Genomic DNA, 24,434 nt, shown 5'->3' on the forward strand with positions numbered 1-24,434 from the left:
TTTAACAGGCTGACAAAGCCAGATTGTTCCTTGAAAAAGAAAGCGTCTAATCAACGCAGCATAAAGCAGCCGAATACGTTTCGATAGAAAGAGAGCCGTTGGGCTGGCACGCCGTGACCCACCAAAGGAGGGATGAAACCGGATAGCGATTCCTGCCAGCGTTCCATAAGCAGCTTGCCGCAAAAGCTGCCGCCATGACCTTTCTATTGTGATAATGATACTTCCGTACAGCCTTAGTCCGTGTGATGATGTAGCACCGCTGGCAAAGGGTACGGCTGGATGAGAACCATGCAGGGGTGAGATTCCCATGAGCTTTAGCGAAAGCTGTTCGGTTTGCTAAGGATGATTTTTTCATAATGAACAAGCATTTTTGCATAGTCTGTAAACATAGTAAAGACTGTGAGGTGGAATTATGCCAAAAGAAGCAGAAATTTCCTGCAAAAATGTATTTAAGTGTGAAGATAAGTCGGCATTAAAAAAAGAGTTCAATCAGAAATGGATAGAACTCATCAATCAATTAGAAAAATCCAAAGGGCAGGTATTACCTGTAAAATGATAGACAAACATTTCTCAACACGGTATAATAAGTGTAGGTGGAATGTTTGTTTTATCTTCTCTTTAAGGGAGATAAAATATGATGAACACAAAGTCAAAAGTTGCTATTTATTGCCGCTTATCAGAAGAAGATAGAAACAAACAACATGAAACTGATGATAGTAACAGTATTCAAAATCAAAAATCCATGCTGATTCAATATGTATTGGAACAAGGTTGGGAAGTCTACAATATATACAGTGATGACGATTATACTGGTTCAGATAGACGAAGACCAGAATTTAACAAACTGTTAAATGACGCTGAACACCGAAAATTTGATATTATCCTCTGTAAAACACAATCCAGATTTACCAGAGAGTTAGAATTGGTGGAAAAATACATACATGGATTGTTTCCTATTTGGGGGATTCGTTTTATCAGTATTGTAGATAATGCAGATACCGCTAATAAAGGAAACAAAAAATCAAGACAAATCAATGGTCTGGTTAATGAGTGGTATTTAGAGGATATGTCAGAAAACATCCGCAGCGTATTGACTGACCGCCGGAAGAATGGATTTCATATTGGTGCATTTGCTCTTTATGGTTATAAAAAAGACCCCGAACAAAAGGGACACCTGATTATTGACGAAGAAGCTGCTGCTGTTGTCAGAGAAGTTTTTACTTTATTTTCACAGGGATATGGCAAAACAGCGATTGCCCGTATGCTGAATGACCGTGGGATTCCAAACCCTACGGAATATAAACGGCTTCATGGTTTACGCTATAAGCAGCCTACCAGAAAAAATAGTACCTTATGGAAATATTCTGCTATTGCCGATATGCTAATAAATGAAATCTATATCGGAAATATGGTTCAGGGAAAATACGGCAGCGTATCGTATAAGACAAAACAAAATAAGCCCAGACCTAAAGAGGAATGGTACAGAGTAGAGGGAACACACGAACCGATTATTGACCGTGAACTTTGGGATAGAGTACAATCTATGGTAGCTGAAAAAGCAAAACCATTTACAGTAGGAACTATAGGGCTGTTTGCCAGAAAAGCTCGCTGTATGAACTGTGGCTATACCATGCGTTCTAATAAGCAGACAGATGGAAGACATTATTTACAATGTTCAAATCGCCATGTTGCAAAGGACGCTTGCATAGGCTCATTTATTTCTGTGAAGAAGTTGGAGCAGGCAGTTATTTCTGAACTGAACAAATTATCACAAGAATATCTTGATAAAGATGAATTGGAACAGAACGTGGAATTTCACTCCAACGTAAAGGAGAAAAAAACTGCTTTAGAAACACAACTTGCTACTTATCAAAAAAAGATTGAAGAAGACGCAAAGGTAATCAGAGAACTTTATCTTGATAAAGTAAAAGGGATTCTTTCCGAAAATGATTTCCTGAATTTGTCAAAAGACTTCACAAATGACAGAGAACGGCTTGAAAAGCTGGTGATTGAAACGCAAAAACAGCTTGATGTAATTGAGAGAAAAATCCAGACAGGCGATAATCGCCGCCAGCTTATTGAGCAATACACAAATCTTGAACATTTAGACAGAGAAACCGTTGAAACACTAATTGATTATATATTAGTAGGAAAACGGATTCCAGGGACAAGAAATGTCCCGATTGAAATACATTGGAATTTCTAAGTTCTGTAAAATCTGGTGTCCGGCACACCAGATTATATAGAACTTCTACTTAACACTTCTATGTTGCACTTACGCAGTCGTACCATCCGCAGCAAGATCCTCGAAGAGATCCGTCACAGGATCGCCCTTCGACTGGAACTCGCAGGCGTTAAAGGGCACACCGCCAGCCGCCTGAGGCCAGATCCCCGTGGTATGGTCGATATAGTACGGGCCGAATCCCTGCGCTTCCAGCTCCTCCGCTGTTAAGTTTCTCGTGAGCTGGTGAACGATCGCCGCAACGATCTCCAGATGGGCGAGCTCCTCCGTTCCGATATCCGTCAGAACCGCTTTCTGCTCCCCATACGGCATTGAGTAGCGCTGGGAGAGATAACGCATGGATGCACCCATCTCGCCGTCGGGTCCACCATACTGACTCATAATAAACTGCGCCATCTTCGCATTCGGTTCCTTTATATTTACCGGAAACTGCAATCTTTTTTCGTAGACCCACATCTTAGCATCCTCCTTCCCATGGCCATTTTTCAGTTACCCAGTTCCAGGACATGGACGTGACATCGGTGTATCTCAGCGGCCCAAACCGCCTCTCATAGGCAGCCATGGACTGGTCACGCATGTCACGGACCGTTTTGTAATAGCGAAGTGCATCCTGATTTTCCGGATGAGTGTCTAAGAACAGGACAACATCATCCATCGCAAAACCGGCTTCCATGATCTGACGCATCAACAGTTCTTTATCCCCTGCGGCCATGCCCCCGGCATTCTGGCACGTACCGCACACAGGCATCACATCCTGCGCTGACAGGCGGGAGTCACTCACAGGTTCTGCCGGCATTCCCGGCATCATGCTGCATCGATATAGTTCCCTCATCTTCTGCACCTCCCCACGGCAAATGGAAGATCCAGGGACGGGAAGATCGTTCCCCGGACAAAACCTCTGGCTAACGGATATATGGTCCCCCACATCTGCATCGGAACATATCCCATTCCTATCGGAAATCTTGGATCATTGTCATCAAAACAAAAGTTGGCCACCGGACGCACAACAGGTCCCGGCCCGGAAATATCAGACAGATTTCTGCCGCAGCCGCAGGACGGACCCATAGCGGTATCCGGCAGATCGGAATTTCTGCAATTCATATGCGGATGTCTCCTTTATTTGTTCTGATATTAGAATATGCATCTTTGGCACGTTAGTGCCTTTTATGCAACAGGGAATTTCCTGTTATATAAAAAGCCTCCAGAGAGCTTCCCTGAAGGCTTTTTGGCTTAACTTTGCAAATTACGTGTAATCGTGATCTCTCACTCCAGAAAATCCAGCGCATCCACCGGCACGCCGTCCTTCAGAAACTCGAAGAACACATTCGTGCCTTCCACCGCGTAGTATTTTGTCGGCTCGGCGACATAGCCCAGAAGATCCCCCTGTCGTACATATTCATTTTCTACCACAGGGATCTCTTTCAACTGGCCGCAGACGGCAGTATAGCCGTTTCCCAAATCGAGATCAACATAATTACCGATCTCCTCGTTTGTCCCAACAGAGACCACTCTGGCGTCCGCCGGAGCCGATACCGGGGTGCTGACCTCGCTCTGGATCACATTGGCGGGATTGACTTTGTACTGGTCCAGGGTCGGGAAGTAGGTCGTGGTGTCCATGCAGTAGCCAAGAACGATATTTCCGGTCACAGGCCAGGAGAGCTTATCTGTGTCTGCGAAATCGAGGACCAGGGATTCGCTGACAGCGGCACCGGCTTCCGCCATGGAATGATCGCCTGTCAGGGCGCTATCTGATGCATCAGCAAGACCGGTATCCATCGAAATTTCTCCGGCAAAATTGCCGGGATCAGCGCCAGTTCCGGCACCATTCTTATTGTCTGCCAGACCGACAGCCGTGCCGTCCCCAGCAAGTTCCCCATTCCCGGCTTCATCTCCGGATGCCGCCAGTTCCCCCGCCAGTGTATCGCCTCCGGACTCCGCTCCTGCGTTGGAATCCCCTGCGATCACATGGTCCGGGTCTTCGATCTCCAGATAGGGGCTCTCTCCGATATTTTCTCTCCCCTTCTGAATTCTCACAGCGCCTGCTGCCGCAACAATAGTCAGCAGGCCAAGTACGAGCATGACAAGGACGAATTTGTCCTTGAAAAGCTGATTTCCTCTTTCTTTCACGTTTATCACCTCGGTTATATTCTTACCCACGGTGATGAAGTTATACACGAAATCATACTTTTTTCCGGACGTATCCACCTTTTATCTTCTGTGAGCCACCTTATGCAGGATTAAATAAATACTCTCCAGCATTATTTAGGAAATTAACTATAAATGAACAAATTTGAAAAACTGCACTATTAAGTCTATCACATGCAGACATATAGAATATTAAGCGGACCAATGTCCATGTTACATGCACAATAAGTTATAATTTTTGTGCACTTTTCGGTATTTGCTCATTTATAGAAATTAATACATTTTGGTATCGATCAAACCGAAATACAAAGTTCTCGAATATAAGCGAAACCTGAACTAAGCTTCTTTTACTCCGCAATTTTCACGATCTCAATACCTCGAAAATAATATTTCAGCAGTTCCCGGAACCCGCTCCCCTGCTCTCTCTCCATCGCATCCGCCCCAGCCTGGGAGAATCCGTATCCGCTGCCGATCCCCTTCGATGACACCCGGATCTTCCCGTCCGTGGACGAAAAGTGGAAACAGGATGACTGCAGCCCCAGAGAATCCCGGACCTCATCCCCAGTATAATCCATATCCCCGATCTGTACCCGCCTCACATACCCGGCCTCATCCCGCTCGATGATCTGGATCTTTCCGGCGATTCCGTCCGCTCCCGGGAGCGGACCGCCGATCCTTCCGATCTTATCCGCAAACTCTGCTTCTGTGAATGTACGGATGCTTAAGAATCCATCCACTTCCAGATCCCCTGGGCTTTCCACACTGCAAAGATAGGGGTACGCCGTCAGTTCTCTCGTCTTTCCGTCGGCTGCCAGGCAGTAGAACGGCTCGATCAGCTCCCCGCCGCACTCTGCCACAAGACCTGTCGTCTCCCGCACCGCCAGGCGGACTTTTTCATAATACTCCTTAAAGTGTTCCTTCCCCCACTTCTTCTCCATCTCCCGTATGCTCAGGCAGTCAATATCCAGTTCTTCCTCCATAAAACTCCTGTCAAACGTCCTCGAAATGCCTGAAAAAGTCCCTGCTGCACTTGAATCGGCTCCATCCCCTGCATTTTCCAGCGAGATTCCCGGATCCGCGATCCGGTACACATACGTCCTCGCAAGTACCGCCTGTGCTTTCAGCGTCTCGATCCCATACTCCGCCGGGATCTCCGCCGCCACAACTCCCACAAGGAACTCTTCCGCCGGAACTTCCTCTCCATCGTCCGTCCGGATCCTGCCTGTCCACGCTAACGTCGTTACATAAGGGATCATGACCATCGCAAATAACATCATAAAAAAACGTTTCATAAAAATACCCGCCCCATACACATCTGATATCCGGTTGATCCCCGGTATCTCTAGTGTATGAGACGGGCCTTATTTTTATGTTATGTACTATTCAGTACCTTCATAATTACAGTTACAGTTCAGCCATGCGCTGGTTTGAATGAGAAAGTGTATTGCAAGCTTGCTTGCATAAGCACTTTTTCATCCAAATCAGCATATGGTGGAACCACCAAGCTTCTTGTTTTCATGAATATGAAAACAAGAAGCTGTAATGGCTGAACTGTAACTAATTACAAGCAAAAATTACAGCTCTACCTTGATCTTCTCAAGATGCCAGATATCCCTTACATACTCTTCGATCGTACGGTCAGAAGAGAACTTTCCTGCGGATGCGGTGTTGAGCATCGCGGTTCTTGCCCACCACTTCTCATCGCGGTATGCCTGGTCGATCTTCTTATGTGCTTCCGCATAGGAACGGAAGTCCTTTAAGATAAAGTAGGTATCTGCGCGGTCGCTGCTCTGGGTGTTGAGCAGGGAGTTGTAGATATCGCGGAACAGCTCCGGATCCTGCGGAGAATAGTAGCCGTTGATGAGCTGCATCAGCACGCGGCGGATATCCTGATCATTGTTGAAGATATCCATCGGGTTGTAGCCGCCGTTGTTTTCAAGGTTGATGATCTCATCTGCGGACGCACCGAAGATGAACATATTCTCCTTGCCGACTTCCTCTGCCATTTCCACATTTGCTCCGTCCATGGTTCCGATCGTCAGAGCGCCGTTCAACATGAACTTCATGTTTCCGGTCCCGGATGCTTCCTTACTTGCTGTGGAGATCTGCTCGCTGACATCCGCAGCGGAGAAGATCAGCTCTGCGTTGGATACACGGTAATCTTCAATGAATACGACCTTTAATTTGCCGCCGATGGACTTATCGTTGTTGATCACATCAGCCACATTGTTGATGAGCTTGATGGTCAGTTTTGCACGCTTGTATCCGGCTGCTGCTTTCGCACCGAAGATGAAGGTTCTCGGAACGATGTCCATATTCGGGTTATCTTTTAACTGGTTATAGAGATACATCACATGAAGGATGTTCATGAGCTGTCTCTTGTATTCATGAAGACGTTTTACCTGAACATCGAAGATGGATCGCGGATCGACATCGATGCCGTTGTGCTCCTTGATGTACTTTGCAAGACGGATCTTGTTCTGGTACTTAATATTCATGAATTCCTGCTGGCACTTCTCATCATCCACATAAACAGAAAGCTTTTTAATATTGGAGAGATCTGTGATCCACTCATTTCCGATCTTATCGGTCACCCAATCTGCAAGCAGCGGGTTGCCGTGAAGCAGGAAACGTCTCTGGGTAATACCATTTGTTTTATTATTAAACTTCTCCGGCATCATCTCATAGAAGTCACGAAGCTCCTGTTTCTCAAGGATCTCTGTGTGAAGCTTCGCAACACCGTTTACAGAGAAGCTGCCGACGATTGCAAGGTAAGCCATGCGGACCTGTCCGTCGTAAATGATCGCCATTCTGCGGATCTTCTCGTTGTCACCCGGATATCTCTGCTGGATCTGGGCTACAAAACGGCGGTTGATCTCCTCAACGATCTGGTAAACACGCGGAAGCAGACGGGAGAACAGCTCGATCGGCCATTTTTCAAGAGCTTCAGCCATGATGGTGTGGTTTGTGTAGGCACAGGTCTTTGTCGTGATCTCCCAGGCCTCATCCCACTCTAAGTTCTCCTCGTCAAGTAAGATACGCATTAACTCAGCAACCGCAACGGTCGGATGTGTATCGTTTAACTGGAAGGATGCCTTCTCATAGAATTTATGGATATCGTCATGCTTTTCCTTGTACTTTTTGATGGCACGCTGAACACTGGCAGAAATAAAGAAATACTGCTGTTTTAAGCGAAGCTCTTTTCCGGAATAATGGTTATCATTCGGGTAAAGGACCTCAACGATGGTCTTCGCCAGATTCTCCTGCTCAACAGCTTTCTGGTAATCGCCCTTGTCGAACTCGCTTAAGTTGAAGGTATTCACCGGCTGTGCATCCCAGATTCTTAAAGAGTTTACAACATTGTTGCCGTATCCCATGATCGGAATATCATACGGAACCGCCATAACGGACTGGTAGCCCTTCTGTACGAAATGGTTTCTCTTTCCGTCCCATTCTGTCTCCACATAACCGCCGAATTTGACCTCCGTCGCATACTCTGCGCGGCGGATCTCAAACGGATAGCCGTCCTTCAACCACTCATCCGGGACCTCGATCTGATATCCGTCACGGATCTGCTGTTTGAACATTCCATAACGATAACGGATGCCGCAGCCATATGCCGGATAGCCTAAAGATGCAAGGGAATCCAAAAAGCATGCCGCAAGACGTCCAAGACCGCCGTTTCCGAGTGCCGGATCCCGTTCCTGATCCTCAATGGAATTCAGGTCAAAGCCCAGTTCAGAAAGTGCCTCCTCGATTTCCTTCTGCTCACAGAGGCTGATGATATTGTTGCCGAGGAAACGACCGGTTAAAAACTCCATGGACATGTAGTAAACGATCTTCGCATCCTGCTTGTCGTACTCTTTATGAGTCGCGATCCAGCGGTCGATGATCATGTCCTTAACTGCAAGTGCGACAGCCTGGTAAACCATAGCCGGAGTCGCCTCGTCGATCGTTTTGCGGTAGATGCTCTTTACGTTAAACACAATGGTCTTCTTCAGTTCATCCTTGTTAATTGTCTGACTCACCCCTAAAGTCCTCCTTTATACTCTCTTAATGGCCGGATCCCACGCCATGCCTCTTCAGGCCGCGTCTGTGATCCGGTCAATGTGAACCCCTTATTTACAGGAAGGTTCCGCATTGCGGGTCTGTCCATAAATATTGTTCATGAAATCCCCGCGCTGCGGAACTTTTTCCTGTTGTCATCCGTCTATTTTGTCACTTTCACTACGCCGAATACAACATCCTCGCCGTTGATGTTCCATTCCTTCGTGTAGCCAGCCATCTCACCAAGCATAATGTTGTCAGCCATGACCTCGCTCTTTAACTCGTCCGCGTACTTCTTGATCAGATCTGCGATCTTCTCATTCTTGTCCGCGTAAACGTAGATGTGGTCCATAACCTCGAATCCAGCCTCTTTACGCATGGTCTGGATCTTGCTGACGATCTCGCGGTAGAAGCCTTCCTCGAGAAGCTCCGGTGTCAGTGTTGTGTCGAGAACAACGGTCACGGTATTGTCTGCCTCGGATACATAACCTTCTGTCTGTGCCATGTCGATCAGGAGGTCATCCTTTGTGAGAACGACTTCATTTCCGTCAAAGTTGAAGGTCAGAGCGCCCTTCTCGTTCAACGTATCCATCGCTGCGTTTCCGTCTAACTCAGCCAGAGCTTTCTTGATATTTCCGAGCTGTTTTCCGTACTTCGGTCCTACCGTCTTAAGCTGCGGCTTGAAGGTGTAGGAGGTAAAGCTTCTCACGTCGTCTGTGAACTCTACGGACTTCACATTCAACTCGTCCTCGATGATTTCCTGGTAGAACTCCGGAAGCTTCTCCGGTGCCTTTACGAACATCTTTGCGATCGGCTGACGGTTCTTGATGTTTGCGGTATTTCTTGCCGCACGTCCCATCACAACGATCTTTAAGACTTCATCCATCTTTGCTTCCAGCTCGGCATCGATATGTGCCTCATCAACGGTCGGGAAGTCGCAGAGGTGGATGCTCTCCGGAGCCGTCTTATCGATGGATCTTACCAGGTTCTGGTAGATCTCCTCTGTCATGAACGGGATCATCGGAGCTGCTGCCTTGCTGATCGTCACAAGAGCTGTGTAAAGAGTCATGTAAGCGTTGATCTTATCCTGCTCCATGCCCTTTGCCCAGAAACGCTCACGGCTTCTTCTGACATACCAGTTGCTCATGTCATCCACAAACTCCTGGAGTGCTCTTGCTGCCTCCGGGATGCGGTAGTTCGCAAGGTCATCATCCACTGCCTTAACAGTAGAATTTAACTTGGATAACAGCCATTTGTCCATGACCGGAAGCTTATCGTACTCCAGTGTGTACTTGGTCGCGTCAAAGTTATCAATATTCGCATAGAGAACGAAGAATGCATAGGTGTTCCAGAGAGTACCCATGAACTTTCTCTGTCCTTCCATAACAGCCTTTCCATGGAAGCGGTTCGGCAGCCACGGTGCGCTGTTGATGTAGAAGTACCAGCGGATCGCGTCGGCACCATATGTCTTCAGGGCGTCAAACGGATCGACAGCGTTTCCTTTGGACTTACTCATCTTCTGTCCGTTCTCATCCTGAACGTGGCCGAGAACGATAACGTTCTGGTACGGCGGCTCATTAAAGAGCAGCGTGGACTCAGCGAGCAGGGAGTAGAACCATCCTCTTGTCTGGTCAACAGCCTCGGAGATGAACTGTGCCGGGAACTGTTTGTGGAAAAGCTCCTGGTTCTCGAACGGATAGTGGTGCTGCGCGAACGGCATTGCGCCGGAGTCGAACCAGCAGTCGATAACCTCCGGTACACGGTGCATTTCTTTTCCGCAGTCCGGGCAGGTGATCACTACATCGTCGATAAACGGACGGTGAAGTTCAACCTCTCCCTTGTCTCCATCCATCTCCTTGCTGTATTTCTTAACAACATCCTGATAATTCGGGCTCATCTTCTTTAATTCTTCACGGCTGCCGATGCAGTGCATCTTTCCGCACTCACACTGCCATACCGGAAGAGGTGTGCCCCAGTAACGGTTTCTGGAGATTCCCCAGTCCTGAACATTCTCCAGCCAGTCACCGAAGCGTCCCTTACCGATGGATTCCGGGATCCAGTTGATCTTATTGTTGTTGCGGATCAGATCATCCTTCACCGCTGTCATCTTGATGAACCAGGACTCTCTCGCATAGTAGATAAGCGGTGTGTCACAGCGCCAGCAGAACGGGTAGCTGTGCTCGAAGGCCGGTGCCTCGAATAACAGGCCTTTTTCCTTTAAGTCTTTTAAGACCATCGGATCCGCTTTCTTCACGAATACGCCTGCGTACGGAGTCTCCTTTGTCATGTCGCCCTTTGCGTCTACAAGCTGTACAAACGGGAGATCATAACGGCGGCCTACCTGGGCATCGTCCTCACCAAAGGCCGGTGCAATGTGTACCACGCCGGTACCGTCTGTCAGGGTTACATAATCCGCGCATGTCACGAAGTATGCTTTCTTGTGCTGTTTCTCGCAGATCTCAACTGCGCAGTCAAATAACGGCTCGTATTCCTTGTACTCAAGATCCTTACCGGTGCAGGTCTCAAGAACTTCATATGCCGGAGTTCCATTTTCCTTATCCGCAAGCTTTCCGAGAACGGCATCAAGCAGGGCTTCTGCCATATAGTAGGTATAGCCGTCTGCAGCCTTTACCTTTGCGTAGGTCTCCTTCGGATTTACGCAGAGAGCCACGTTGCTCGGAAGTGTCCACGGTGTTGTGGTCCATGCAAGGAAGTATGCGTCCTCGCCTTTTACTTTGAAGCGGGCGATGGCAGATTTCTCTTTTACATCCTTATATCCCTGGGCAACCTCATGGCTGGAAAGCGGTGTGCCGCAGCGCGGGCAGTACGGAACGATCTTAAAGCCCTTATATAAAAGTCCCTTATCCCAGATCTGTTTTAATGCCCACCATTCGGATTCGATATAGTCATCATGGTAGGTAACATACGGATTATCCATATCAGCCCAGAAACCAACGGTGCTGGAGAAATTCTCCCACATTCCTTTGTATTTCCAGACGCTCTCTTTACATTTCTCAATGAACGGCTCAACACCGTACTGCTCGATCTGCTCTTTTCCGTCGAGACCAAGAAGCTTCTCGACCTCAAGCTCTACCGGAAGTCCGTGGGTATCCCATCCAGCCTTACGCGGAACCATATAGCCCTTCATGGTGCGGTATCTCGGGATCATATCCTTGATAACACGGGTAAGTACGTGTCCGATATGCGGCTTGCCGTTTGCGGTAGGCGGTCCGTCATAAAATACGTATGGGGTTCCTTTTCTGCGGCTGTCAATACTCTTTTCAAAGATCTTTTCGTCTTTCCAGAATTTCTCAACCTGTTTTTCCCTGTCCACAAAGTTCAGGTCTGTTGATACTTTCTCGTACATGACACATTTCCTCCAATCAATGTTTTGCGCATAACTTTCTCGTTGTTATGCTCTTCGTGTTTTGTGTGTCGTATGCTGAATCAGTAATAAAAAAGCCCCGTTCTCAATGAGAACAGGGCGAAAATAACGCTTTTAACCACCTATTGCTGCATACTGACATATGAGTTCCCTTTAACGGCGGAATCACCGGGTACACTTACTTTCCAAAAGCAGTACCGCTTTCAGGGTTCAGCTTCCAGCTCGGGAGTGATCTTCCTTTCACGAAAAAGCACCGGGCTTCCATCGTCCCCGGCTCGCTTTGGCTTTCTGCTTGTGAACCTACTGTCTCCGTCATGGCTTTTTTCTATGGATTGTCTGAATGTAACCATCGAATCTGTTCATAGTTACATTTTTTTACACTCAGACAAAATAATGATGTTGGGGTCAAAAGGTCTTTTGCCCCCTTTGATACCGGATTGTTTCGCACTACGTGCTTCCACAATCCTCAAAACATTCATAATCCGCTCATTTTTCTACGAAAAATGGCTACTTATTCATGTTTTAGGCGGGTCCCAAGGTCAAAAATCCTCTTGCAAGCAAGCTTGCATCAGATTTCCGACCTTTTGACCTTGGTATCAAAATAATTATAGTAATAAGGTATTTAAAAGTCAAGGGAATCCCTCGGGAGTTGCGAAATCTTTCCATATTGATGCCGTCTTCCTGTTTTCTTTCTTAACTTTTTAGGCACATTTTACGTTCTTTTGAAGTGTTCGTTACTTTTTTAACACGCAATTTGCCTTTTCGCACAAGAACTGATATAATCAACCACAACACGTTTGACAGCCGCCCGGTTCTTTTGGGGTGAACCGCACTTAAGCTGTCGTTATCGTCCGGCATTTTTATACGCTCCGGACTGCTGCGTTTAATATTCCGCTGACACTTACCGCGGAGAAATTTAAGGAGAAACATTATGAGCGAACGAAACCTGACGCTGCTTACAGATCTCTACGAGCTGACCATGATGCAGGGTTACTTTCATGCAAAGGATGCAAATGAGACTGTCATCTTCGACGCATTCTACCGCACAAATCCGGATGGAAACGGATTTGCCATCACGGCCGGCTTAGAGCAGGTTGTCGAATACATCGAAAATTTACACTTTGATAAGGAAGATATCGATTATCTCCGCACCACAGGACTCTTCGGGGAAGATTTTCTGGAGTACCTCTCCACCTTTAAATTCACCGGTGATATCTACGCGATCCCGGAAGGAACCGTCGTATTCCCGAGAGAACCGCTCGTAAAGGTCATCGCCCCGATCATGCAGGCCCAGCTTGTTGAGACCGCGATCTTAAATATCATCAACCACCAGAGCCTGATCGCAACAAAGACTTCCCGGATCGTCCATGCAGCACGCGGAGACGGAGTCATGGAGTTCGGTTTAAGACGTGCCCAGGGTCCGGATGCCGGAATCTACGGTGCGAGAGCCGCTATGATCGCCGGCTGTATCGGTACTTCCAACGTGCTCTGCGGTCAGATGTTCGATGTCCCGGTAAAAGGAACCCATGCCCACAGCTGGATCATGAGTTTCCCGGATGAGCTCACCGCCTTCCGCACCTACGCGAGACTCTATCCGACTGCATGTATCCTGTTAGTCGACACTTACGACACCTTAAATTCGGGTATCCCGCATGCAATCCAGGTATTCAAGGAGATGCGCGCGGAGGGAATCCCGCTTACCTTCTACGGAATCCGTATGGACAGCGGAGACCTCGCTTATCTCTCCAAAGAGGCGAAAAAAATGCTCGATGCGGAAGGCTTCACGGACGCTGTGATCTCCGCATCCAACGATCTCGATGAGACCCTGATCACAAGCTTAAAGAACCAGGGCGCAACCATCAACTCCTGGGGTGTCGGCACAAACCTGATCACCTCCAAGGACTGCCCGTCCTTCGGCGGTGTTTATAAGCTCGCGGCGATCATGGACAAGAAGACTGGAAAGTTCATCCCGAAGATCAAGCTCTCCGAGAACGAGGAGAAGATCACAAACCCGGGCAACAAGACCACCTACCGTATCTACGGAAAGGACAGCCACAAGGTCATCGCTGATATCATCTGTCTCGTCGGCGAGACGTTCAATGAGGACGAGCCACTGTTGCTCTTTGACCCGATAGCGACATGGAAAAAGACACTCCTCGCTCCCGGAACTTATACGATGCGTGAGCTTCCGGTGCAGGTATTCAAGGACGGCGAGTGTGTCTACCACTCCCCGAAGGTCATGGATATCCAGAAATACTGCAAGGAAGAGCTCAATACCTTATGGGATGAGACAAAGCGTCTTGTAAACCCGCATGAAGTCCATGTGGATCTCTCTAAGCCGCTTTGGGATATGAAGCATGAGCTGTTAGACAAGTATCATTTTGAGTAAAACAGGAACTTCTTATAACTTTACCAGGAGGTAATTATCATGAGTGCAACAGATACCGCCACATCCATCGATGTGGATCTTGACTTAATTTATGAACAGACAAAAGCCGTTGCAGAGGAACTGATCGAGATCGCCAATATGAAACCGGGCCAGATTCTGGTTGTTGGCTGCTCCTCCAGCGAGATTGCTGCCCATGTGATTGGTTGCTACTCCAGCAGTGAAGTGGGTCAGGCTGTCTTCACCGCTCTCTCCAACGTGACAAAAAAACATGGTCTCTACCTCGCCGCCCAGTGCTGCGAGCACTTAAACCGCGCCCTGATCGTCGAGGAAGAGTGCGCCGAGAAATATGGCCTGGAGATGGTCAATGTAAAACCGCAGTTAAAGGCAGGCGGATCCTTCTCCACCGCCGCATGGAACGAATTCGAGCATCCATGCGCTGTGGAATATATCCAGGCACACGCCGGGATCGATATCGGTGACACCTTGATCGGTATGCATCTGCGCCATGTCGCCGTTCCGGTCCGCACCACCATCAAATCCATCGGCTCCGCCCATGTTGTCTGTGCGAGAACACGGCTCAAATATATCGGCGGCGAGCGGGCTGCTTATCAGAAATAAAAAAGGGGCTGTCGCACTAACGTGCGGCAGCTCATTTTATATATCCAACACAAAACGCCGAGCTTCGAAAAGCCCGGCGTTCGTGGTATAATCAGTTTATGCGACTAAACAAAATAATACAGAGGGATTATACCTCATTTTCGCTGTATTATCAAATTAAACTTCCGCTGGATTTAGAGATTTCTATTCCATCTGATGATCCAGTTCGTCCGGTAAGTGCCTTTGTGGAGGAAATGGACCTTTATGAACTATATAAAACTTATGGCAGGATCAGAAAAAATCAGGCAACGCCGCGTCAGATGCTGAAACTCGTTATCTATGCAGCAATGAATCGAATCTACTCAAGTCGAGATATCCGAAAAGCATGTAAACGGGATATCAACTTTATGTATCTCCTTGAAGGAATGCCTGCTCCTGATCATGCAACGATTGCGCGTTTTATCTCCCTACATTTTTCTGCCTGCGCAAAGGTTCTGCTTGCCCAAATGTCAGATCTGCTCTATCTTCTTGGTGAGATTTCGGGAAAGACCATTTTTATTGATGGCACCAAGATTGAATCGGCAGCCAATAAATATACCTGAATTATTCACGGCAAAGCCGTAATCGTGGCTGAAAGCCACATAGTTACTGTATTTTAATTGCATATTGCTTTTAATTGCTTTTCACTTGTTAAGTGAATAAAAAGAGCATCCATTTGTGGTAAAATTAAGGTGTCTAATCAAAATAAATACCAACAAAGGAGCCCTTTAAGAGTATTGTAAACACCTTTTCACTTCAAAGCAATAGGCAAATTAAAATAAATTTTGATGGAGGCGACTTATCCTCCGATGCAGGCTTACTCCTCATCAAAGAGTTCATAAGCAGACTTGGCATTGAACGGATTTTAAACCGTTCATTTAAGACCAATGATTCTGCAGTGTTTCGATATCATACGGACAGGGATAACCTTCTCCAGATGATATATATGATCATGGCCGGTTACTTCGAAGATGATGCTTCGGATGAACTGACCAATGATCCTGTTTTTAAAGCTGTACTTGAAAAATCCGCATTAGCATCTCAGCCAACCGTATCAGGATTCTTTAACCGCATGGATGAAGATACTTTAAAGCAGTTCCAGGAGATCAGCCGGATACTCAGAAAAAGGATCTACAGCATCCAGATGCCTCAGGCCGTCATCCTGGATCTGGATTCCACGCTCCTCGCAGCATACGGCAAACAGGAAGGCAGGGCATTTAACTTCCATTATCAGAGTAATGGCTACCATCCGCTCGTCTGTTATGACAGAATCACTGGTGATCTGATAAAATCCAACTCCGTGATGGAGCGGCTTATTCCTGTACCGGTGTAACCGATTTCCTGCAGCCGATTCTCGACGAGTACCTGAATGATTATCCAACCATCCATCTCCTGCTTCGCGGCGATAGTGGTTTTGCAACTCCTGATCTCTATAAACAGTGTGAGGAAAACGGAACAAGCTATGTCATCCGGCTGAAGGGAAACAAGGTTCTCCGTGAAAAAGCGTCGTTTCTTGCAGATGCACTTACCAGTCGGACTCAAAATAACAAGGTAGACTACACTGTGGTTTACGGTGAATTCATGTACAAAGCTGGTCCATGGCCTTATGAAAGACGCGTTGTGTGCAAGGTTGAGAAGCCAGAAAACCAAATGGTTTACATGTATACCTTTATCGTCACAAACATGGATTCCTCACCAGAATACCTTATCAAATTTTACTGCAAAAGAGGTCTGATGGAAAACTTCATCAAAGAAAGCAAATCTGGTTTTGATTTTTCTGCGGTGAGCAGTCACAACAGAATTGTAAATGCAAACAGAGTCCAGGTACATACTCTTGCCTACAACATATTTAATTGGTTTAGACGATTGGTATTATCAGCAGAAATGCGGAAACAACGCATTGATACCGTTCGTATAAAACTGCTGAAGATTGCTGCAAAAGTAGTTCGTTCAGCAAGATATATCACATTCAAGCTGTGCAGCAGCTGTCCATATAAAGAAGGGTTTTATGACACCCTTTCTGCAATAGGTAAGCTGGATGTACAGCTGGAATAGCAACCGTCAATGGACCTTGACAGCATGATAATTGCTCAAAAACTCGTCATAGGGATTTTATACCCTTTTTTCTGACAAATTGAGAGAAGTTATGGCTGCATGGATCATTTTTTCAATTCATGGTGCAAGGTTTAGATTAGAAATTGCTCCGTGAATAATTCAGGATAAGTAGTCATTTTTATAAAAAGACAGTGAGTGCGTCTCTTGGAACAGAATGAATATATTCTGAATCCGGGAGGCGCTTTTTATATTTCATTAAAAATGTAAAGTTCGCGTGTTGAAAATGTAAAATGGGAATGATATAATGGTTAAAGCGTTAACTGCAAAATTGGATAATACAGGCATATTGACAGTATAAAAACATGAAGGGAGACGACAAAATGATCAAATGGAGTAAAAATTATCTTATGGGCATAGATAAACTTGATGAAGAGCATAAAGAATTGTTTCGGATATCAGATCAGATTTATAATAAAGTAATGGAGAGAGGAGATGATGCGAAGTACCGGTTATTCCTTATGAATGAAACTCTGGAATATATGCTTAGATATTTTAAAAGGCATGCAAAGAGTGAAGAAATATATATGCGGGAGATAGGTTATGCCGGTTATGAATTTCATAAGATGCTGCATGACGAGTTTTATAATATGCTGCTGAAAAAAAAAGCAGACATTGTAAAGCGCAATGAATGCAGCAAAAAAGAGATAGCAGAACTTGTGGGAGATGGAATTGGATGGCTTTTGGAACATATAATAACAGAAGATATGGCAATTGTAGGGAAAGGAATCTCAGCCATATCTTCATACAATAGTGATTTTGAAGAGCAGCTGAAAAATGTGATCAATACAAATTTGATTTCATTTCTCAATGTTGCAGCAAATGTGAAGATTATAAATAGAAACTATCAAGGTGAAGACTTTGGAAAAGTTATATGCCAGAAAATGGTTTACAATCTGGGATCCCGCCAAATTGTAGTTATATCAGGCATTGAGAAAACATTTCTGATTCGTGTTGCTGAAATGATCTATGGGATAGATATTGAGGATGAGATGGATCTGGTTTTATATAGTATGCAGACATTTGGTGCAAATTTCTGGAGATCAATAGGACAATATTTTGTAGGCAATCATGATTTGCTTTCCCTGAGTTCAAACAGTTTTATTATTGCAAGGAGTATACCGGAAGAGCTGGATATGCTTAAGCCTGAGAAATCATTATTATTTGATTCTGATATGGGAAAATTTTTTATAGCTTCAAATGGAAAGATGTCAGAAATTGCATATTTTTAAAGTAAACCTGAATTATTCACGGCAAAGCCGTGATCGTGAATGATTATCCAACCATCCATCTCCTGCTTCTCGGCGATAGTGGTTTTGCAGCTCCTGATCTCTATAAACAGTGTGAGGAAAACGGAACAAGCTATGTCATCCGGCTGAAGGGAAACAAGATTCTCCGTGAAAAAGCGTCGTTTCTTGCAGATGCACTTACCAGTCGGACTCAAAATAACAAGGTAGACTACGCTGTGGTTTACGGTGAATTCATGTACAAAGCTGGTCCATGGCCTTATGAAAGACGCGTTGTGTGCAAGGTTGAGAAGCCAGAAAACCAAATGGTTTACATGTATACCTTTATCGTCACAAACATGGATTCCTCACCAGAATACCTTATCAAATTTTACTGCAAAAGAGGTCTGATGGAAAACTTCATCAAAGAAAGCAAATCTGGTTTTGATTTTTCTGCGGTGAGCAGTCACAACAGAATCGTAAATGCAAACAGAGTCCAGGTACATACTCTTGCCTACAACATATTTAATTGGTTTAGACGATTGGTATTATCAGCAGAAATGCAGAAACAACGCATTGATACCGTTCGTTTAAAACTGCTGAAGATTGCTGCAAAAGTAGTCCGTTCAGCAAGATATATCACATTCAAGCTGTGCAGCAGTTGTCCATATAAAGAAGAGTTTTATGACACCCTTTCTGCAATAGGTAAGCTGGATGTACAGCTGGAATAGCAACTGTCAACGAACCTTGACAGCCTGATAATTGCTCAAAAACTCGTCATAGGGATTTTATGCCCTTTTTTCTGACAAATTGAGAGAAGTTATGGCTGCATGGATCATTTTTTCAATTCATGGTGCAAGGTTTAGGTTAGAAATTGCTCCGTGAATAATTCAGGTTTGAGCAAAGTCTTTATGGAATCCATAATTTGTTCGTAAGTAATATCTTTCGCATAAGAAAACTGCTTGCGATACTTGTCCCACATTGTTTTGAGTTCCGGGCTTTCTTCGATGTTGTAAAGAATAGAAGGAACATCTGCAATCTGTTCTGTAGTGCCACGATGCTTGGCAGTTGCACTTAACGCATCAGCAAATACCGCATTATCGAATTTCTGCGTTGTGGTCAGTATATAGGTATCGTAAAAATCTCTGGGACGAGTATTGAACACGCCACGGCGTAAAATAGTTTCAACCTTTTCAGCCATGACGGTTTCAATGTTGTATGCCCACAGCTCATAAGATTTCTCATCATCGAAAATTTCAGAGAAGTTGTACTGCACCGCATGGGGTGTAATAGCATCACCGGTGGACACATCAATGCTAAGTGGAGTCAGCAGAGTATCAAACTTGGCGTTCAGCATGACACGGTATCCGCCGTAAATATCATCTTCACGGATGGGCGAAATTGTGCCAATCTCGAATACAACGCCGTCATCGAATGCGATGTCACAAACATCTTCCAACGCACTGCGAATTGCTTCCGGTGTAAGGGGCAGATTTTTAAGAGTGGTGTCCATATCCATGGTTGCGCGGTTGTCGAGTCCGACAATGGCGGCTACCAACATACCGCCCTTTAATACAAACTTCTCTTTGTATTCGGAAGCGGAAAGGCGGACAAGCAGACGCTCAAACATATAGTTCTGCAGAATGACCTGTGCAGGGATATTCTTCTGTTTTGCGATATTGCGAATTTTCGCCTTCAAACTCATTGCTTTACTCACAGAAGCACCTCCAAATATTGACGCAACACTTTTTCAACACGCATCTGTTTTGCATATGTATTCAGTTGGTTTAGGTTTTTCTTCGGGCTTGCGGCGTACATTTTAAGTGCCGCTAAAAATGTTTCAGTTCCCAATTTGTTACGGCTGCGAATTACATCACAAATGGTGCGTTCAAGATCGTATGCAGGAACATCATTTCCAGCAGGTGTTCTCAGCGTTGTTTTGCCAAGTTCAAACAATTCAGGCTTGATATAATACACTTTGCATTCAGATTTAATTGCCGCAGAAGGAATACAACCAGACGGTGCAGTAACCGTATGCTCAAATGGAGTACGGTCAGAAATTCCGTGAAGGTAAAGAGCTGTTTCGTGAGAAAAAATGATTCTTTCTGAACGGTTACTGATTGCCAATAATTCATCCTGCATATCATCGGGAAGAATGTACTGGCCTTTTACAATACGATGGATTTTATCTTCTTTGCACAACTTATAAAGCATCGCCTTGGAGATGCCGCGTTGCGCTGCTATTTTCGTTTCAATAATTCCGCCATGCGTTTTTGCAATAGCGGTGAGTTCAGTCATGTAATCCATACACTCACCTCGGTTATAATAACTCAATAACATTATGCTCATAATTACGATTAAAGTCAATATCTTGTTGGAAACATTCAAAAAATATTTACAATTAAATTACGACCGAAGTAAACGGCAATCTAAAGCAAGACATTTACCATACACCAAAAATCGAACAACAACAGAGGGAAACGGACAGACCGCCTATATAAAGCCGCAGAACTATGAGATTTCGAAAACCCGAAAATACAAAAAAGACATCAGCAGAAGAGAAAACATGGAGTATCACGCAGACAGAGACAGCTATATCTATCGGAATGGAAGGGAACTGACTGTTACAAATGAACGCAGAAGTAAAACAGCCAGCGGATATGTCAGTGTAAAAACTTATTACAGAAGTCCAGACTGTACCGGCTGTCCTTATAAAACGGAATGTATCAAGGGAAACAACTGCAAAACACCTATGGAAAAACGTAGTAAAGTGCTGATGGTCTCGAAGACGATGAGTCAAAAACGTGCAGAAGATCTGGAACGGATCACAAGTGAGTAGGGAACGATGCTCCGTATGAATCGCAGTATTCAGGCAGAAGGTTCTTTTGCTGACGTAAAAGAGGACATGAATTTTCGAAGATATCTGTATCGTGGAAAGGCAAATGCACTGGCAGAGAGCATCCTTCTGGCGATGGGACGAAATATCAATAAGCTCCATTGCAAGATTCAGACCGGAAGAACGGGAAGTTATCTTTTTCCATTAAAAAGGGCATAGATTTTGATAGTTGAAAACAAAACAGCCTGAAATAAGGCATGCCGAAAGGGATGCCTGGGAATGAACTGCGTTTATAAAGAATGGCATCGAAAACGTGACCGATTTCGATGCCATTTGGGCATAAAGCAGGGCTGCCGCCCAGCAAAAAATATTTGCTAATGCGACAGCCCCTTCTTTTCGATGCCTTTCATTCAGCAGGCAATGAAATAGAACAGTGCCATAACGTAAGCATATGACTTAATAATTTTCTTCGCGAACTTCAAAGTAGCTCTGCGGATGGCTGCAGACCGGACATACCTGCGGTGCCTTTGTTCCGATCACGATATGCCCACAGTTGCGGCACTCCCATACCTTTACTTCACTCTTTTCGAATACAGAAGCTGTCTCCACATTTTTAAGAAGGGCACGGTAGCGCTCCTCATGGTGCTTCTCGATCTCGCCTACCATACGGAATTTTGCTGCGAGAGCATGGAAACCTTCCTCATCGGCGGTCTTCGCAAAATCCTCGTACATATCGGTCCACTCGTAGTTTTCACCGGCTGCAGCGGCTGCAAGATTCGCAGCGGTATCGCTGATTCCATCTAACTCCTTGAACCACATCTTCGCGTGCTCTTTCTCGTTGTCAGCTGTCTTTAAGAATAAAGCCGCGATCTGCTCGTATCCCTCCTTCTTTGCTACGGATGCAAAGTAGGTATATTTGTTTCTCGCCTGGGATTCACCGGAGAATGCTGCCTCGAGGTTCTTTTCTGTTTTTGTTCCTGCGTATCTGCTCATAGTGTTGAACTCCTTTCTGATTCTTGTTTTCTTATTGTTTTCCCTTCTTTTTGCAAAATGATTCTTTCTGTTCCTGTAATTTACCGTTTCTGTCTGACGGTCGTCTTTTTTGTTGTATATCGTCTTGTCTGTTGCGTATCGTCTTGTTTATGGTTGTATTCTAACATACTTTGTTTTAAATGTCAATAATAGTAATTATTATTGTTTTGCAGAATTTATTTACTTTTGCTCCAAACAGTTTTTCACGACCTTCTGTCAAAAACGCAAAAAATACGCCCGGCACATTTGGAGCTTCCATTGTAGAAAAAGAATGTGCCTGGCACATTCTCGCGCCTCGCGCGGTCGCGTGCGGCAATCTACATCTTTGCGCGAGTGCGCATCTTTAGCACGTTAATGCCTTTTATGCAACAGGGAATTCCCCGGCATTTCCTGCTGCATAAAAAGACTGCTGATCCACATATCAACCGATATGAACCCGCAGTCTTTCTCATATATTTTTATCTGTTTTTTCTTCCCTTAGTCCGCGAATAACGGTGTGGAAAGGTATCTGTCGCCGGTATCCGGAAGCAGTGCCACGATCGTCTTTCCTGCGTTTTCCGGTCTCTTCGCAAGTTCGATCGCTGCCCAGATCGCCGCACCGGAGGAAATTCCCACGAGGACTCCTTCCTTCTTTCCAACTAACTTTCCTGCCGCGAACGCGTCATCATTCTCCACAGCGATGATCTCATCATAAACCTTTGTGTCGAGAACATCCGGAACAAATCCGGCTCCGATTCCCTGGATCTTGTGGGAGCCTGCCTTGCCCTGGCTCAGTACCGGGGAGCTTGCCGGTTCCACCGCAACGACCTTCACGTCCGGATTCTGCTTCTTTAAATATCTTCCGGTTCCGGTGATGGTTCCGCCGGTGCCGACACCAGCGACAAAAATATCAACCTTGCCGTCCGTATCTTCCCAGATCTCCGGCCCGGTTGTTCTCTCATGAACTTCCGGATTCGCCGGGTTTACAAACTGTCCCGGAATAAAGCTTCCCGGAATCTCCTCTGCGAGCTCCTCCGCCTTTGCGATCGCGCCCTTCATTCCCTTTGCGCCCTCAGTGAGCACAAGCTCCGCGCCGTAGGCTTTCATAAGCTGGCGCCTCTCCACACTCATGGTCTCAGGCATAACGATAATGATCCGGTAACCGCGGGCAGCCGCAACCGACGCAAGACCGATTCCTGTGTTTCCGGAAGTCGGCTCGATGATCGTAGAACCAGTCTTTAAGATTCCCTTCGCCTCAGCGTCATCGATCATCGCCTTCGCGATCCTGTCCTTTACCGATCCGGCCGGATTGAAATATTCCAGCTTCGCAAGGATCTTCGCGTTAAGTCCCTCGGATTTTTCAATCTGTGTAAGCTCTAAGAGCGGAGTCTTTCCGATCAGCTGGTCTGCGGATGTATATATGTTTGCCATAAGTTATTACCCACCTTTAATATATGTTAATAGGATTATATGGCGATATCATCTGTTTGTCAAGTCTCATTCCGGATATCATGTTAGAAAATTTCTATCATATATCACAACACCTTTATCCTTTTCACTGTCTTTATTTCCCTTAAACCTTGTATTATAATAGGAATAATGTTAAACTTACATTACGATCAAAAATATTCAGCAACACGCAGCAGCATGGGAGGATACAGATTATGATGGTTTCAACAAAAGGCCGCTACGCTCTCCGCGTCCTGATCGATCTTGCGGAGCACCAGACAGACGGCTATATTCCATTAAAAGATACAGCAGCGAGACAGGAAATCTCTGAAAAATACCTCGAGGGCATCATCAAAATCCTCGTAAAGGCAAAACTCTTAGAGGGGGTCCGCGGTAAAGGCGGCGGATATCGCCTCACAAAAGCACCGGAACAGTACACAGTCGGCAGCATTCTTCGCCTCACTGAAAACTCCATGGCTCCGGTAGCCTGCTTAGAGCCCGGCAGCACCGACTGTCCCAGAATGGGAAGCTGTAAAACTCTCCCTCTCTGGCAGGGTCTCGACAAAGTCGTCAACGAATACTTGGACGGCGTCACCATCGCCGACCTCGTTCAGAATGGTCAGCCCGGAGATGACTATGTAATATAAGAACTTTTCCTTCGCACAGCCACGACCAGCTGCCGGTCTGCCTCCAGGCTCAGACGCATTATTTTCCGGGCATGGTTTCCTCTTAGCTCGTGGGAGAATGCGTTGGTGGACAGGCGGCACTTGTCTAAGCCGAAGGCGAGTTGTGCCGACTGACCACCGCCCTTAGCATTCTTCCGCAAGCTTAGAGGAACCGCCTGGGAAATACCCGGTGTCTGGGACTGGAGGCAGACCGGCAGCGTACTCTCTCCAAAATCGCCGCTCCCGTCCCAAAAACAAAGGACAGCCTTTCGGCTGCCCTTCACCCATTTC

The 24,434-nt window shown here is 45.9% G+C and carries 18 protein-coding genes and 4 pseudogenes; 11 read left to right on the plus strand and 11 right to left on the minus strand.

The window, feature by feature from the left end; all coding sequences use genetic code 11:
* Positions 1–412: 412 nt before the first annotated feature.
* Both ABCW45_RS04115 and ABCW45_RS04120 read left to right on the plus strand, forming a co-directional pair.
* Positions 413–556 (plus strand): hypothetical protein, encoded by a 144-nt coding sequence (locus tag ABCW45_RS04115; RefSeq protein ID WP_005427045.1) that lies wholly within the window; start codon positions 413–415, stop codon positions 554–556.
* Positions 557–634: 78 nt separating this feature from the next.
* Positions 635–2,206: a recombinase family protein gene (locus tag ABCW45_RS04120; RefSeq protein WP_303231158.1), complete on the plus strand. Its 1,572-nt coding sequence runs from the start codon at positions 635–637 to the stop codon at positions 2,204–2,206.
* Between the two features lie 84 nt (positions 2,207–2,290).
* Here the strand turns inward: ABCW45_RS04120 and ABCW45_RS04125 are convergent.
* The 7 genes and pseudogenes from ABCW45_RS04125 to ileS form a co-directional block, all read right to left on the minus strand.
* Positions 2,291–2,698, minus strand: a pseudogene (locus ABCW45_RS04125) (manganese catalase family protein); the annotation flags it as partial.
* 1 nt (position 2,699) lies between these two features.
* Positions 2,700–3,074, minus strand: a complete 375-nt coding sequence (locus ABCW45_RS04130; protein WP_243019839.1) for a spore coat protein CotJB — start codon at positions 3,072–3,074, stop codon at positions 2,700–2,702.
* On the minus strand, positions 3,071–3,343 hold the full coding sequence (locus ABCW45_RS04135; protein WP_117484348.1) for a spore coat associated protein CotJA: 273 nt from the start codon (positions 3,341–3,343) through the stop codon (positions 3,071–3,073). Before ABCW45_RS04135 ends, ABCW45_RS04130 begins: the two co-directional genes overlap by 4 nt.
* A gap of 162 nt (positions 3,344–3,505) precedes the next feature.
* A complete protein-coding gene (locus ABCW45_RS04140) occupies positions 3,506–4,369 on the minus strand; it encodes a peptidoglycan DD-metalloendopeptidase family protein (protein WP_343220338.1) in 864 nt (287 codons plus the stop codon).
* A gap of 365 nt (positions 4,370–4,734) precedes the next feature.
* Positions 4,735–5,679, minus strand: coding sequence for a SpoIID/LytB domain-containing protein (locus ABCW45_RS04145; protein ID WP_343220339.1), 945 nt, complete (start codon positions 5,677–5,679; stop codon positions 4,735–4,737).
* Between the two features lie 282 nt (positions 5,680–5,961).
* Positions 5,962–8,415, minus strand: coding sequence for a glycogen/starch/alpha-glucan phosphorylase (locus tag ABCW45_RS04150; RefSeq protein WP_343220340.1), 2,454 nt, complete (start codon positions 8,413–8,415; stop codon positions 5,962–5,964).
* A 182-nt stretch (positions 8,416–8,597) separates the two neighbouring features.
* Positions 8,598–11,801 carry an isoleucine--tRNA ligase gene (gene ileS / locus ABCW45_RS04155; RefSeq protein ID WP_117552716.1) on the minus strand — a complete coding sequence of 1,068 codons (3,204 nt, stop codon included), beginning with the start codon at positions 11,799–11,801 and terminating at the stop codon, positions 8,598–8,600.
* Positions 11,802–12,750: 949 nt separating this feature from the next.
* Between ileS and ABCW45_RS04160 the strand changes: the two genes are divergently transcribed.
* From ABCW45_RS04160 to ABCW45_RS04185, 6 genes and pseudogenes are all read left to right on the plus strand, one after another.
* Complete coding sequence (locus ABCW45_RS04160) at positions 12,751–14,208, plus strand: nicotinate phosphoribosyltransferase (RefSeq protein ID WP_343220341.1); 1,458 nt, start codon at positions 12,751–12,753, stop codon at positions 14,206–14,208.
* A gap of 39 nt (positions 14,209–14,247) precedes the next feature.
* A complete protein-coding gene (locus ABCW45_RS04165) occupies positions 14,248–14,826 on the plus strand; it encodes a TIGR01440 family protein (RefSeq protein WP_343220342.1) in 579 nt (192 codons plus the stop codon).
* A gap of 98 nt (positions 14,827–14,924) precedes the next feature.
* A pseudogene (locus ABCW45_RS04170) lies at positions 14,925–15,273 on the plus strand (transposase); the annotation flags it as partial.
* A 280-nt stretch (positions 15,274–15,553) separates the two neighbouring features.
* Positions 15,554–16,899 (plus strand): annotated as a pseudogene (locus ABCW45_RS04175) (IS1380 family transposase).
* A 380-nt stretch (positions 16,900–17,279) separates the two neighbouring features.
* Entirely contained in the window at positions 17,280–18,188 is a 909-nt protein-coding gene (locus ABCW45_RS04180) for a bacteriohemerythrin (RefSeq protein WP_343220344.1), read from the plus strand.
* Between the two features lie 35 nt (positions 18,189–18,223).
* Positions 18,224–18,913: pseudogene (locus ABCW45_RS04185) on the plus strand (IS1380 family transposase); the annotation flags it as partial.
* A gap of 131 nt (positions 18,914–19,044) precedes the next feature.
* Here ABCW45_RS04185 and ABCW45_RS04190 read toward each other — a convergent pair.
* Both ABCW45_RS04190 and ABCW45_RS04195 read right to left on the minus strand, forming a co-directional pair.
* The gene (locus ABCW45_RS04190; protein WP_242990660.1) at positions 19,045–19,899 is read right to left on the minus strand and encodes a nucleotidyl transferase AbiEii/AbiGii toxin family protein; all 855 of its coding nucleotides are present in this window, start codon (positions 19,897–19,899) and stop codon (positions 19,045–19,047) included.
* Positions 19,896–20,489, minus strand: coding sequence for a type IV toxin-antitoxin system AbiEi family antitoxin domain-containing protein (locus ABCW45_RS04195; RefSeq protein WP_015553720.1), 594 nt, complete (start codon positions 20,487–20,489; stop codon positions 19,896–19,898). Before ABCW45_RS04195 ends, ABCW45_RS04190 begins: the two co-directional genes overlap by 4 nt.
* A 259-nt stretch (positions 20,490–20,748) precedes the next feature.
* Here ABCW45_RS04195 and ABCW45_RS17995 point away from each other — a divergent pair, with 259 nt between their 5' ends.
* Both ABCW45_RS17995 and ABCW45_RS18000 read left to right on the plus strand, forming a co-directional pair.
* The gene (locus ABCW45_RS17995; protein ID WP_118728055.1) at positions 20,749–21,021 is read left to right on the plus strand and encodes a transposase; all 273 of its coding nucleotides are present in this window, start codon (positions 20,749–20,751) and stop codon (positions 21,019–21,021) included.
* A 15-nt stretch (positions 21,022–21,036) separates the two neighbouring features.
* Positions 21,037–21,237, plus strand: a complete 201-nt coding sequence (locus ABCW45_RS18000; RefSeq protein ID WP_165860036.1) for a transposase — start codon at positions 21,037–21,039, stop codon at positions 21,235–21,237.
* Positions 21,238–21,474: 237 nt separating this feature from the next.
* On the opposite strand, the gene rbr is transcribed toward ABCW45_RS18000, so the two are convergent.
* Positions 21,475–22,011 carry a rubrerythrin gene (rbr, locus tag ABCW45_RS04205; protein WP_015553723.1) on the minus strand — a complete coding sequence of 179 codons (537 nt, stop codon included), beginning with the start codon at positions 22,009–22,011 and terminating at the stop codon, positions 21,475–21,477.
* A 516-nt stretch (positions 22,012–22,527) separates the two neighbouring features.
* The gene (gene cysK / locus ABCW45_RS04210; RefSeq protein ID WP_015553724.1) at positions 22,528–23,460 is read right to left on the minus strand and encodes a cysteine synthase A; all 933 of its coding nucleotides are present in this window, start codon (positions 23,458–23,460) and stop codon (positions 22,528–22,530) included.
* A 233-nt stretch (positions 23,461–23,693) separates the two neighbouring features.
* Here cysK and ABCW45_RS04215 point away from each other — a divergent pair, with 233 nt between their 5' ends.
* Entirely contained in the window at positions 23,694–24,125 is a 432-nt protein-coding gene (locus ABCW45_RS04215) for an RrF2 family transcriptional regulator (RefSeq protein ID WP_015553725.1), read from the plus strand.
* The last annotated feature ends 309 nt before the right edge of the window (positions 24,126–24,434 follow it).

The organism is Pilosibacter fragilis (assembly GCF_032490495.1).
Classification (GTDB): Bacteria; Bacillota; Clostridia; order Lachnospirales; family Lachnospiraceae; genus Pilosibacter; species Pilosibacter fragilis.